The 13,140-nt window shown below is 71.6% G+C and carries 10 protein-coding genes; 3 read left to right on the plus strand and 7 right to left on the minus strand.

Translation table 11 applies throughout. The annotated features are described in order from the left end of the window. Positions 1–206: 206 nt before the first annotated feature. From ACIQMV_RS22950 to ACIQMV_RS22965, 4 genes are read right to left on the minus strand one after another with little or no spacing between them, the layout of a single operon-like run. The gene (locus ACIQMV_RS22950; protein ID WP_384181306.1) at positions 207–1,091 is read right to left on the minus strand and encodes an AAA family ATPase; all 885 of its coding nucleotides are present in this window, start codon (positions 1,089–1,091) and stop codon (positions 207–209) included. A gap of 6 nt (positions 1,092–1,097) precedes the next feature. Further along, on the minus strand, positions 1,098–1,952 hold the full coding sequence (locus ACIQMV_RS22955) for an FAD binding domain-containing protein (protein ID WP_402595096.1): 855 nt from the start codon (positions 1,950–1,952) through the stop codon (positions 1,098–1,100). Then, a complete protein-coding gene (locus ACIQMV_RS22960) occupies positions 1,949–4,339 on the minus strand; it encodes a xanthine dehydrogenase family protein molybdopterin-binding subunit (RefSeq protein WP_402595097.1) in 2,391 nt (796 codons plus the stop codon). Before ACIQMV_RS22960 ends, ACIQMV_RS22955 begins: the two co-directional genes overlap by 4 nt. Next, the gene (locus ACIQMV_RS22965) at positions 4,336–4,842 is read right to left on the minus strand and encodes a (2Fe-2S)-binding protein (protein ID WP_141355428.1); all 507 of its coding nucleotides are present in this window, start codon (positions 4,840–4,842) and stop codon (positions 4,336–4,338) included. Before ACIQMV_RS22965 ends, ACIQMV_RS22960 begins: the two co-directional genes overlap by 4 nt. Positions 4,843–5,096: 254 nt before the next feature. On the opposite strand from ACIQMV_RS22965, the gene ACIQMV_RS22970 reads away from it, so the two are divergent. Next, entirely contained in the window at positions 5,097–7,067 is a 1,971-nt protein-coding gene (locus ACIQMV_RS22970) for a GTP-binding protein (RefSeq protein ID WP_402595099.1), read from the plus strand. 121 nt (positions 7,068–7,188) lie between these two features. Here the strand turns inward: ACIQMV_RS22970 and ACIQMV_RS22975 are convergent, their stop codons facing one another. Together ACIQMV_RS22975 and ACIQMV_RS22980 are read right to left on the minus strand one after the other, a co-directional pair. Next, entirely contained in the window at positions 7,189–7,872 is a 684-nt protein-coding gene (locus ACIQMV_RS22975) for a hypothetical protein (RefSeq protein WP_402595100.1), read from the minus strand. A gap of 7 nt (positions 7,873–7,879) precedes the next feature. After that, positions 7,880–8,260 carry a hypothetical protein gene (locus ACIQMV_RS22980; protein ID WP_402595101.1) on the minus strand — a complete coding sequence of 127 codons (381 nt, stop codon included), beginning with the start codon at positions 8,258–8,260 and terminating at the stop codon, positions 7,880–7,882. An 841-nt stretch (positions 8,261–9,101) separates the two neighbouring features. Between ACIQMV_RS22980 and ACIQMV_RS22985 the strand changes: the two genes are divergently transcribed. Beyond that, positions 9,102–9,647: a hypothetical protein gene (locus ACIQMV_RS22985; protein ID WP_402595103.1), complete on the plus strand. Its 546-nt coding sequence runs from the start codon at positions 9,102–9,104 to the stop codon at positions 9,645–9,647. A gap of 177 nt (positions 9,648–9,824) precedes the next feature. Here the strand turns inward: ACIQMV_RS22985 and ACIQMV_RS22990 are convergent, their stop codons facing one another. Beyond that, positions 9,825–11,192 carry a VanZ family protein gene (locus ACIQMV_RS22990; protein WP_402595105.1) on the minus strand — a complete coding sequence of 456 codons (1,368 nt, stop codon included), beginning with the start codon at positions 11,190–11,192 and terminating at the stop codon, positions 9,825–9,827. Positions 11,193–11,555: 363 nt separating this feature from the next. On the opposite strand from ACIQMV_RS22990, the gene ACIQMV_RS22995 reads away from it, so the two are divergent. Next, positions 11,556–12,917 (plus strand): dihydrolipoyl dehydrogenase family protein, encoded by a 1,362-nt coding sequence (locus ACIQMV_RS22995; protein WP_402595107.1) that lies wholly within the window; start codon positions 11,556–11,558, stop codon positions 12,915–12,917. Positions 12,918–13,140 lie beyond the last annotated feature (223 nt).

The following is a 13,140-nucleotide window of genomic DNA, read 5'->3' on the forward strand; positions in this document are numbered from 1 at the left end:
ACTGCGCCCTGTGCCGGCGCCCGCGACGGCCGCGGTGGTACGGCTGTTGGGCTGGTGCTCCTGAGGACGCAGCGCGTTGCCCCGGCTGTCGGGCCCGTTGGGACCGAGGTCTTCGCCGCGCCTGCCCGCCCCGGCGTCCGTGCTGTGCCCTGCGGTGTCCGCTCCGAGTACCTCGCGGTGTCCTCGTCGTTCCCCGGCCACGGCGATCACGCTCCCCGTCCCGCGAGGACCGCGGCGAAGTCCAGACCGCGGGCCCGGTCCGTGTCCTCGCGGTACTTCAGCACCGATCCCAGGGTGGCCACCGCCAGCTCCGCGTCCACCTCGTTCGCCCCGAGGGCGTCCAGGGCGCGCGCCCAGTCCAGGGTCTCGGCCACGCCCGGCGGCTTCAGCAGGTCCTCCGCGCGCAGGGCCTGCACCAGCGCGGTCACCTGCTCCGCGAGCCGCGCCGACACCTGCGGCAACCTGCGCCGGACGATGGCGAGTTCGCGGCCGAAGCCGGGATGGTCGAACCAGTGGTACAGGCACCGCCGCTTCAGCGCGTCGTGCACCTCGCGGGTGCGGTTGGAGGTCAGGACGACCACCGGCGGCACCTCGGCCCGCAGCGTGCCCAGCTCCGGAATCGTCACCTGGAACTCCGACAGCAGCTCCAGCAGGAACGCCTCGAACTCGTCGTCGGCCCGGTCGATCTCGTCGACCAGCAGCACCGACGGCTGGGTCTGCAGGGCCCGCAGCAGCGGCCGGGCGACCAGGAACCGCCGGTCGTACAGCTCGCGCTCCAGCCGCTCCGCGTCCCTGACCCCGGCGGCCTCGGCGGCCCGCAGATGCAGCAGCTGACGGGGGAAGTCCCAGTCGTACAGCGCCTGCGAGGCGTCGATCCCCTCGTGGCACTGGAGCCGGATCAGAGGCGCGTCGAGCGCCTCGGCGAGGGCGGAGGCGAGCGCGGTCTTGCCGACGCCCGCGTCGCCCTCGCAGAAGACCGGCCGGTGCAGCCGCAGCGCCAGGAAGCAGGCGATGGCGAGCCCGTCGTCGACGAGGTAGCCGGTCTGCTCCAGACGGGAGCGCACCTGCTCGGGGCTGTCGATGGAAGTGATCGGCGCTCACCCCATCCCGGCGGCGGCCAGGACCGCCCGCTTGGTCAGCACCCGCGCGAGGTGCGCCCGGTACTCGGGCGAGGCCGACGCGTCCCGCGAGGGCCGGGTGCCCTCGGCCGCGGACTGGGCCGCCCGCGCCACCGCGTCGGCGTCCCCGGCACCGGCCAGCGCCTCCTCCGCGGCGGCGGCCCGCAGCGGGGTCGACCCCATGTTGGTCAGCCCGATCCGCGCCTCCGCGATGCGCCCGTCGTCGCGCCGCACCAGCGCGGCGACACCGACCATGGCCCAGGACTGCGCCACCCGGTGGAACTTCTCGTACCGGTAGCCCCAGCCCTCACGTTTGGGCACCCGTACCTCCACCAGGAGCTCGTCGGGGGCCAGCGCGGTCTGCAGATAGTCGGCGAAGAACTCGCGCGCCGGGATCGCGCGCCGCCCGCCGGGCCCCTCGGCGACCAGTTCGGCGTCCAGCGCCAGCGCCACCGCGGGCAGGTCCCCGGCCGGGTCGGCGTGCGCGAGCGAGCCGCCGAGGGTGCCCCGGTGCCGTACGGCGGGATCCGCGACCGTCTCGGTGGCCTGGGCCAGCAGGCCCGCGTACCGCCGCACCAGCGGGTCGTGGACGACGTCGTGGTGCGTGGTCAGCGCGCCGATGGCGAGCGTGCCGCCGTCCTCGCGGACCCCGCGCAGCCCGGGGATCCGCCCGATGTCGACGACGAGTTCGGGAAAGGCCAGCCGCAGCCGCAGCAGGGGCAGCAGACTCTGCCCGCCGGCCAGCACCTTCGCGTCCTCGCCCGCGTCGGCGAGAGTGCGCACGGCCTCGTCGACGCTGGCCGGGCGGGCGTAGTCGAATGCGGGGGGAATCATGCCGAGGCCTCCTTCCGCGCCGACCGCGCCTGCGCGGACCGCACGGCCTCCCAGACCCGCTCGGGGGTGCACGGCATCCGCACGTCGTGGATGCCCAGCGGGCGCAGCGCGTCCACGATCGCGTTGACGACGGCGGGCGTCGAGGCGATCGTGCCCGCCTCGCCGACGCCCTTGGCGCCGAGCGGGTTGGAGACCGCGGGCGTCTCGGTCCGGTCGGTCACGAAGTCGGGGAGGTCCGCCGCCGACGGCACCAGGTAGTCGGCCATCGTGCCGGAGACCAGGTTGCCCTCCGCGTCGTACACGGCCTCCTCGTACAGCGCCTGGGCGATGCCCTGGGCCAGTCCGCCGTGCACCTGCCCCTCGACGATCACCGGGTTGATCACCCGGCCCACGTCGTCCACGCAGACGTAGGAGCGGATACGGGTCTGCCCGGTCTCGGTGTCGACCTCGACCGCGCACAGATGGGTGCCGTGCGGGTAGGAGAAGTTCTCCGGGTCGAGCAGGTACTCGGAGTTGAGGGTGGGCTCCATGCCGTCGGGCACGTCGTGCGAGGTGAACGTCGCGAAGGCGACCTCCTGGATGGTCCTGCGCGCCTCCGGCGAGCCCTTCACCGAGAACACGCCACCCTTGAACTCCAGGTCGTCCTCGCTCGCCTCCAGCAGGTGCGCCGCGACCTTCCGCGCCTTGTCCACCACCTTCTCGGCGGCGCGGTGCACCGCCGACCCGCCCACGACCAGCGAGCGCGAGCCGTAGGTGTCCATGCCCTGAGGCGCCGCCAGGGTGTCGCCGTGCAGCACCTCGACGTCCTCGAACGGCACACCCAGCACGTCCGCGGCGATCTGGCTCCAGCAGGTCACGTGCCCCTGTCCGTGCGGGCTGGTGCCGGTGACCACCTCGACCTTGCCGGTGGGCAGCATGCGGATGCTCGCCGCCTCCCAGCCGCCGGCCGAGTACCTCAGGTCCCGCAGCACCCGGCTCGGCGCCAGCCCGCACATCTCCGTGTACGTCGACACGCCGATGCCCAGGCGCACGCCGTCCCCGCGCTCGTTGCGCTGCTGCTGCTCGGCGCGCAGGTCGTCGTAGCCGAACAGGGCGAGCGCCTTCTCGGTCGCCGCCTCGTAGTTCCCGCTGTCGTAGGTCAGGCCCGCGATCGAGGCGTACGGGAACTCCTCGTGCCGGATCCAGTTACGCCGCCGCACCTCCACCGGGTCGAGACCGACCTCGGCGGCGAGTTCGTCCATGGCCCGCTCGATGGCGTACGTGGCCTCCGGGCGCCCGGCGCCGCGGTAGGCGTCGGTCGGGGTGCGGGTGGTGAACACACCGGTGCAGTTGAACTCGTAGGAGTCCATCTTGTAGATCCCCGGGTACATGAAGGCACCCAGGATCGGGATGCCGGGAGTGACCAGCATCAGATAGGCGCCCATGTCGGCGATCAGGTCCACCTTGAGACCGAGCAGCCGGCCCTCGCGGGTCGCGGCGATCTCGATGTCCTGGATCATGCCGCGGCCGTGGTGGGTGGCCAGATAGCCCTCGGAGCGGGACTCGGTCCACTTCACCGGTCGTCCCAGCCTGCGCGCGACCTCGACCGCGATGGCCTCCTCGCCGTACACCTGGAGCTTGGAGCCGAAGCCGCCGCCCACGTCGGGGGCGATCACCCGCAGCTTGTGCTCGGGCACGCCGGTGACCACCGAGAGCATGATCCGCAGGATGTGCGGGATCTGCGTCGCCGAGTACACCGTGAACTCCCCGGAGGCGGCCAGCGGGGTGACGACGACCGCGCGCGGCTCCATGGCGTTGGGGATGAGGCGCTGCTGCCGGTAGCGGCGGTGCAGGACGATGTCGGCGCGCTGCTTGACCGCCTCGAAGTCCTCGCCGGTCCTCAGCGGCCACACATAGGCGCGGTTGGTGCCCTTGTCGGCGTGGACCAGCGGGGAGTCGTCGGCGAGCGCCTCCTCCAGGTCCAGGACCGGCGGCAGGGGCTCGTAGTCGACCTCGACCGCCTCCAGCGCGTCGGCCGCCGCGTACCGGTCACGGGCCACCACGACCGCCACCGGGTCACCTGCGTGGCGCACCTCGTCGACCGCGACCGGCGGATGGTCCGGCAGCACCATGTCCTCGGTGACCGGCCAGGCGCAGGGCAGCGACCCCAGTCCCCCGGCGAGGTCGCGGCCGCTGAAGGCGGCGACGACGCCGGGGCGTTCGAGGGCGGGGGAGACGTCGATGTGTTCGATGCGGGCGTGCGCCATGGGGCTTCGCAGGACGGCCAGGTGCAGCAGTCCGGTGACGGTGATGTTGTCGGTCCAGTTGGTCTGCCCGGTGATCAGCCGGGCGTCCTCCTTGCGGAGCCGGGCCCTGCCGACCTCGCGTTCGACGGCCTGGTCGGTCATGCCGTCACCTCCTGGGCGGACCCGGTCCGCTCGCCGGCGGCCGTCTCCCCCTCGGCGACGGCGAGCACCGCGCGGACGATGTTCTGGTAGCCGGTGCACCGGCACAGGTTGCCCTCCAGCGCCTTGCGCACCTCGTCGGAGCCGGGGTGGGGGTTCTCGCGCAGCAGATCGCGCGCGGCCATGATCATCCCGGGGGTGCAGTAGCCGCACTGCAGCGCGTGCCGCTCGTGGAACGCGCGCTGCAGCTCCGTCCACTCGCCGTCCCTGGCCAGTCCCTGCACCGTGGTCACCTCGCCGCCGTCCGCCTGGACGGCCAGCACTGTGCAGCTCTTGACGCTCGCGCCGTCCAACTCGACCGTGCAGGCTCCGCAGTTCGAGGTGTCGCAGCCGATCGGGGTACCGGTCAGTCCGAGGCGGTCGCGCAGATAGTGGACCAGGAGCAGACGGGGTTCCACCTCGTCCTCGTAGGCCGTGCCGTCCACCGTGACCGAGATGTGGGTCATGTTCCCTCCGGGGGCCGTATGGGCATGGGTGGGGGAAATGTCGTCGACCGTGTGGTGTACGTCACTCTATGACCGTGTCGGGGCGCGGGCGAGTGGTGCGACAGGCGTCGTTGACCGTTAATCCATTGCCCCGGCGCTTCGGCTCTGCTGCACTGCACGTCATCACGTCGTCACCGAACGAGGAGCACCCATGCGCACAGCGTCCATGTCCACCCCGGAAGGAATCCCCGCCATCAAGAAGGACATGACGCCCAGTGCACTTGCTCAACCTCGGCATCCTCGCGCACGTCGACGCGGGTAAGACCAGTCTGACCGAACGGCTGCTGCACTCCGCGGGGGTGATCGACGCGCTCGGCAGCGTCGACGCCGGCAGTACGCGGACCGACACCCTCGCGCTGGAGCGGCAGCGCGGCATCACCATCAAGTCCGCCGTCGTCTCCTTCCCGGTCGACGACGTGACCGTCAACCTCATCGACACCCCCGGCCACCCCGACTTCATCGCCGAGGTGGAGCGGGTGCTGGGCGTGCTCGACGGCGCGGTACTCGTGGTCTCCGCCGTCGAGGGCGTCCAGGCGCAGACGCGCGTCCTGATGCGCACCCTGCGGCGGCTGCGCATCCCGACCCTGCTCTTCGTCAACAAGATCGACCGGCGGGGCGCCCGGCAGGAGGAACTGCTGAGTGCCGTCGCCCGGCGGCTGACACCGGCCGTCGTACCCATGGGGCGGGTGACGGGAATCGGCGCCCGCGAGGCCCGCTTCGTGCCCGGCCTCGGCCCGTCCGCGCCGGACGTCCTCGCCGAGCACGACGACGACCTGCTGGCCGCGTACGTCGACGGCACCCTCCGCGCCGACCGCCTGCGCGCCGCCCTCGCCGCCCAGACTCGGCAGGCCCTCGTGCACCCGGTGTACTTCGGCTCCGCTATCACCGGTGCCGGAGTGGACGCGCTGATCGGCGGCGTCAAGGAACTGCTGCCCGCCGCGGGCGGCGACCCCGACGGGCCCGTCTCGGCCACCGTGTTCAAGGTCGAGCGGGGTCTCGCGGGGGAGAAGGTGGCGTACGCGCGGATGTTCTCCGGCACCCTCCGGGTACGCGACCGCGTCCCCTACGGCGACGCCCGCACGGAGGGCAGGGTCACCGCGATCGGCGTGTTCGACCACGGCACGGACGTCCGCGCCGACGCCGTGTCCGCGGGCCGCATCGCCAGACTGTGGGGCCTGGCCGACATCCGGATCGGCGACACGGTCGGCGAGCCCGGCAAGGCCTACGAGCACTTCTTCGCGCCGCCGACCCTGGAGACCGTCGTCGAACCGGGCCCCGGCGTGGGCGGCGGGGCCCTGCACCTCGCACTCACCCGGCTGGCCGAACAGGACCCGCTGATCGGGCTGCGCCACGACGAGGCGCGGCAGGAGACCTCCGTGTCCCTGTACGGGGAGGTGCAGAAGGAGGTCCTCCAGTCCACGCTCGCCGACGAGTTCGGGCTGTGTGTCACCTTCCGGGAGACCACCCCGCTGTGCGTCGAGCGGCCGGTGGGCACGGGTGCGGCCGTCGAGTTCAACAAGAAGGACGGCAACCCCTTCCTGGCCACCGTCGGGCTGCGCGTCGACCCCGCGCCGGCCGGCTCCGGGGTGGACTTCCGCCTGGAGGTCGAACTGGGCTCGATGCCGTACGCCTTCTTCAAGGCGGTGGAGGACACCGTGCGCGAGACCCTCGGGCAGGGGCTGCACGGCTGGCAGGTCATCGACTGCACGGTGACCCTGACCCACTGCGGCTACTCGCCCCGGCAGAGCCACGCCCACCAGGGCTTCGACAAGAGCATGTCCAGCACCGGGGCCGACTTCCGGGGCCTGACCCCGCTGGTGCTGATCGAGGCGCTGCGCCGCGCGGGCACGCTGGTCCACGAGCCGGTGCACCGCTTCCGCGCCGAGGTCCCGGCGGACACGCTCGGCGCCCTGCTGCCGGTGCTGTCCGCACTGCGAGCCGTGCCGCGGACGACCGTCACCCACGGATCCGTGTGCCTTCTGGAGGGCGGCGTCCCGGCCGCCCGGGTGCACGCGCTGGAGCAGCGCCTGCCGGGGCTGACCCGCGGTGAGGGGGACCTGGAGAGCGCCTTCGACCACTACGCGCCGGTCACGGGCGACACGGTCCCCGAGCGCCCACGCACCGACCACAACCCACTGGACCGCAAGCAGTACCTGCTCAACCTGACACAGCGGGTGGGACGATGACGCCCGCCCGCCTGCCGCCGCCCACGACCCTGCACCCACCCGCCGGGGTCCGGGACGCGGTGGGCGGCACGGTGGTGGCGGTTCGGACGCGGGCGGACAGGCGGCGCCCCGTGCCGCCGCCTCACGCCGCGGAGGCCGCTGGCGCGGTCGGAGTACCCGCCGGGTCGCGACGTTCCCCGGACAGGGCGGCCGCCTGTCGCTGGCCGCCGGGCGTCCGGTGGGCCCCGGGGCGGGTGGAGGACGGGCCCCCAGGCCCTGTCGTCACATTCCCGCCTGCCGTGCGACGACGCCTGGCACGCCCTCCCCCAAGCTCTTCGAGCAGGGGGGACCCGGGGGATTCCCCGCCGTGTTGCCGAACCGTCCACGTGGCTCCGTCACGAGATCGCCCCGGCGCCTTGCGATCGCACGCACCGGACGCCGCGCGGCCCGCCCTCCGGGCGGAGGACGGGAATGTGACGAAAGGACCTAGGGGCACCGTCTCGGCCGGGCCGAAGAACGCGCCCTCCTTCAGCGGCTGCTCCAGGTATCGCCTGAGCAGGTCGATCGCATCCATCACCGGCCGGTAGGCCGTGTTGTTGCACTTCATCTCCAGCGCCTTCAACAGCGGTGCGAGCATCCGCCGCCAGTGAGCTGAGTACGACGACCGCAGCACGGAGCGGACCCGGGCCTTGTAGCGGGCCTCGTTCGCCGCGGCCTCCGCCGCCAGGGCCTTGAGCGTCTTCTCTCCGCCGACCACCGGGAAGATCACCCGCCGCACCGTGCCGGACGGCTCCGACAGAGCCGCCTCCGCAACCCGCAGGAGCATCGCCTCCTTACCGCGGACCTTCTTCAGCTCCGCCCCCCAGCTCCTTCTCGACCTTCAGCTCCGCGCGCGTGTTGATCTTCAGCACGAGCTGGATGAACAGGTCCACCAGCGAGTCGGTGATCTCCGTCTGCCGGACAGGGCACAACGTGGCCAGCAGCGTCAGCCGTCGCGGCGGCTTCATCCGCTCCAGGTTCGCCGGGTACTCCTTCGACGCACGCGCCCGCCAGGCGTCGACCAGCTTCTCCGACACGTCGGCGAAGAGGTCCGCAGGCAGCTCCAGCCGACGCACCCGCTCCAGCTTGTTCACCTCGGCCAGCAGGCACTCAAGGCCAGGGGCGCCGGGGTCGGTCTTCAGCTCGGTGAAGTGCGACCGCCCGCCCCCGGCCACCGCGTCGGCGCTGTCTGTGCCGTGCTCGGCGCCGTCGCCCGCGATCAGGTCCTCCAGCGGCGAACGGGTGCTGTGGCTGAGCCGGTCCGTCGTGCTGCGGCAGAACCGCTTCTCGAAGTCCTTGACCGCCTTGCTGACGGCTGGGCCGACACCTCACCAGTCGTTCGCGGCACCAGCGCACCACGCGGGCCTCGGTCTAAGCAGGAGCTTAGACGGCTCGCGCGGTAAGAGGTCTCCGTGTAGTGGGCTCGTCCCACAAGCGCTAACGAGGAGCGGCCGTCAGGGTGGTGGCGTCCGCCCATGCAGTCGGAGACGCCGAAGGCCGCCGGTCTACGGCGAGGCGCTCGGTGCCAGCTATACGAAAGGCATCCCTTCGGCGTCCCCTCGCGCAGCCAGAGCTGACCAGGTGATCAGCAATGCTGCTCGAACAACACCCGGGCTCAACGGCTGTCCCACGGTGGCGTTAGCAACGGATTAGCTATACGAGAACAGGGCCGACACGGTGGTCTCCTCTCCCTGGAAGGGGAAGTGGGCTGGGCCAAGGACCCTTGCCTGCGACCACGGCCTACAATCACGGAACTGGCACGTGAACTGGCCTGGAGCGTGCCCCAGGTTCGTCGAATGCTCGGCGCCGAGGAAGACCGGCCGGCCCTCCGGCTGGTCGGTAGCGCGCCCTAAGTGGAGTATCGCCGAGATACCCCTGCAACCCCCGTGTGCCTCACTTGTCTGCTGCACGAGCCGCTGTCACCCATTCAACCAGCATGTTCAATATATTCATATTCTGTCAGGTTCCGTACCTTATCGGAGGCATGTTCCGAATCGCCTTCGTCCGGGAGGAACCATGAAATCAGTCCTGCGCACTGGCCTCGCCGCCATCGCCGCAACGCTGCTCATCGGCACCACGACCGCATTCACTGCGCCGAGCAACGCGAGTACGGCACCCATCGCACCCGCATCGAACAGTGGAGGGATCGCAACGCTGAATACGCCTGTCAACCTGCCGAACGGAGTCTGGACTGACACCCCGCTCGAGGTCACCCTCCCCAAGCGTGGCACATACGATCTCGACGCGAACGTCCGCGGACGCCTCTCAGGCACTCCGCTCATCAACACGTCCATCACCGCGCGGCTGTGGGACGTCGACTCCGGCGCCGAGGTGTCGCAGAGCGAGCGGTTCGTGTACCAGGTCATCAACCTGAACGCGGGCGAGGCCATGGCCGGCGGCAACGGGACCGCACCGATCAGCGAGCGGATCAGTGTCAGCAGGCCGACAACGATCCGGCTGCAGGCTCGACGGGTCGACGCTCTCGGGGCCGCCAGCATTGCACAGGTCTACTCCGACGGCTTTGGCTACACCTCGCTCCGCTACGAGCGGGTCGGTTCCTGACGGCATCCCCGGCCGCCGCGGCGCGCACCACCTGGCGGCGCTCAGCGGCCGTCATCGTTCTCACCGATAACCGCTGTACCGATGTTCCCCGAGGCCGGACCCTTCGGACGTGAGCTGAGGCAGACGTCCACACAGCGCGCCAGGGGCCAAGAGTGCACTGGCGCGCTTGCGCTCCCCTCAGTCCGCGCTTTCGCCCGTGGCCGCGTCCAACGATTCCGTCATCGGTTCGCAGCCGTCTCCGTCCGCGGCGGGTGTGCACCGGGTGTCGGTGACGACCACCGACCACACCGCGCGCCACGGACCCGTATGGCCCATGGTCCGCTCGGTGGTGAGCGGACCGACCTCAATCCGCAGCCCGGCCGTGTCGGCACGGGTCTTCCTCCGCTCCTCGCGGACGATCTCCTCGGCCCGCCGTGCCGAGATCAGCTTGGCGGGGAGGGGCACATGCGTGGGGCCGAGGTCGACCTGCATCCCGTACACGCGTCCGGCGGGGTTGATCCGTACGTCGAGGCTGCGGGGCATCTCCGCGCCCCGCTCCTTGAACCGCCAGGAGGTCACCCAGCCGGAGCCGGCGCTGTCGTGGACCGCTCGAGTGGCGTGCCAGGACGCCGACTCGGCCCAGGCGTAGTGGGCGTGCATGTAGGTGCGGGCAATGCGGTGGGCGTCGGCGGTGCCGTGGGGCGTGCCGGCGCCCGGCACCATGTAACCGACCTTCTCCATGCTTCCCATACTCGCGGTGTTCCCGAAGTCCACGTTCAGCCGGCGTCCTCCGGGCCACATCAGCTCCGCGGGGAACCCGCCCGCGAACTGGATGTTCATCCAGCCGTTGTAGCCGTCGAGGCCGGGGCTGATCCTGACGGCGCCGACCCGGTAGCGGTCGCCGAAGGCCTGGTGTACGGCCCGCTCGGCGGCCACGCGCTCGTCACCGCGGGCGTCCCGCACGCTGGAGCCGTCCATGTGGTTCAGGGTGACGGCGGTCCGGCAGGCGACCGCCCCGAGCACGGCGAGGACGGCGGTCACGGCCGCGATGGGCGCGGCCCAGGCCCGCCAGGCGACGCGCCCGCGCAGCAGCACGAGCCCCGCGGCCACGCCCAGCGCACCGCCGCCGGCGTTCATCTCCACGTCGGCGCTGTCGCAGATGCCGCTCACGAACGGGGCCAGTGCCTGGGCGAGTTCGATGAGGACCGGCAGTGCCAGGACGCCGGCCAGCGCGGGCAGCGGTCGGCGCAGGGCGAGCACGCCGAAGAGGCCGAGCGGTACGAACATCGCCAGGTTCCACATGCCCTGCGTGGTGTACAGCGGCTCGGTGAGGTCGTGGTTGACCACGCACTCGGCACGTCCGGTCGTGCCGCCGCGCAGCGCCAGCGTGACCCCGAGGACTCCGGTGAGACAGAACACCAGCGGCGCCCACCAGCCCGCGTGGGCGATACGGCACCGGCGCGCCACGTGCCACGCGAGGAGCCCCAGGACGGCGGCCACGGCTGTGAGCTCGGCCAGGAACCATATGTCGTCCCCGAAGACGGCGTTGAACACGTGCTTGCCCATCCCCCGATGTCATGTCCGACGGCCTGGTCAGAGCCTCGAACACCTGATCATTTCTGAGCCTGGAAGCCTAACCGAGATGCGTCGGCGCGAACCTCCGCAGCAGTGCCGGGAGGACGACCACCGACGGACCCGGCGCGGCGAACGGCCCCTGAGCAGCGGTGCTGTTGTTCACGGACTGCCGTTTGTGGCTGGTGAATTGCTACGGCGACTCCCAGATGAGTGCTGCTGACACCGGCTGCCACGCTCAGGTCGCCGCCGTGTTCCGGGCTGCGCGCTACCGCCCGGGCTCATAGGATGAACGACGGGGATGGCCTGGGAAACTCGTGTCCGGCCGCTGAGGGGGCAGCGGCGATCGGAGGAGCCGTGGACACCTACGACGTCGTTATCCTCGGGGCGGGCGCGGCCGCCAAACTGATCTGGGGCTCGGTCGGTGACCGCTCGGTGGCGGTGGTCGAGTGGGCCCGGGTCGGGGGCGAATGCCCGTTCGTGGCCTGTGTGCCGAGCAAGGCGATGCTCCGCTCGGCACGGGTGTGGCAGACGGCGGCGGACCCGCAGTGGGCTGGGCTGTTTTCCGGACGCGTCCCGGGGGCCGACGCCTACCAGGAGGCGGTGCGCCGCCGGGAGCGCATCGTTCATGGTCGCGACGACAGCACGAACGCGAGCGCACTGGCCAAGACCGGTGCGACCCTCCTGCGGGGCGACGGCAGGGTCGTCCGGCCCGGGGTCGTGGAGGTGGACGGCACCGAGATCGGTTACCGAGACCTGGTGCTCAACACCGGGTCGGAGCCGGTGTGGCCGCAGCTGCCGGGCCTGTCGGCGGTACCGGTCTGGACGAGCGACCAGGCGATGAGCACCTCCGACCATCCCCGCTCGGCAGTCGTGCTCGGCGGCGGACCAGTGGGCTGCGAGCTCGCGTTCCTCTTCGCCACCTTCGGCACCGCCGTCACCATGGTGCAACGCAACCGGCGGCTGATCCCCCGTGAGGAGCCGGAAGCGTCCACCGCCCTGGCGGAGGTCCTGACCGGCCAGGGCGTCCGCTTGCACACGGCGACGCAGGCCACACGGGCCGAGCCGCACGGCACGGGCGCGCGCCTGCTCCTGGACACCGGGGAGCGCGTCGAGGCGGACGTGGTGGTGCTCGCCACCGGACGGCGGCCGCGGTCGGCCGGGCTGGAACTGGAGCGGCTGGGGATCGACCTGGACCCCCGCGGGGCGGTGACGGTGGACGAGCGATGCCGGGCCCTCGGGGCCGACCACGTCTGGGCGGTGGGTGACGTCACCGCAGTCGCGCCGTTCACCCATACCGCTCACTACCAGGGCCGGATCGTTGCCGCGAACCTCCGCGGCCGCACCGTCACCGCGGACTACCGAGCCGTGCCGCACGCGGTCTACGTCGATCCGGTGCTCGTCTCGGTGGGCCACACCGTCGCCTCTGCCCGGGCGGCCGGGATCGAGCCGTTGACCACACGTACGTCGATGAGCCAAGCGGTTCGTTCGGCGACGGAAGGAGAGTCCACCGGGTGGCTCATGCTGCTCGCCGATCCCGATACCCGCACCGTGATCGGCGCGACGGCCCTAGGCGGCCATGCCGAGGAATGGATCTCCGAGGTCTCGCTCGCCATCCGGGCCGGCGTCCCGGTGGACGTCGCCGCCGACGTGGTGCACCCGTTCCCCACGTTCAGCGAGATCCTGGAGATCCCGCTGAACGAGCTGGCGGCCCGTTGATGCCTCAGCCCGCCGAGTCCCGACGGCGCGGCCACCCCGGCCGACGCACAACCACGGCGAGCACGCACCGATCCCCGGCTGCGTCTGCGCCGCCCATCCCGCCCATCTCTTCTCCCTCAACTCCGGCCAGGGACTGGGCGAAAGCGGCCGCAACGGTGCGCGATCCTGGTGGTTAATTGTCACGGCGACGTTTGCGGAGGCACCACTTCCCGTCCGGTTTGTC

The organism is Streptomyces sp. NPDC091412, assembly GCF_044756885.1.
Lineage (GTDB): Bacteria > Actinomycetota > Actinomycetes > Streptomycetales > Streptomycetaceae > Streptomyces.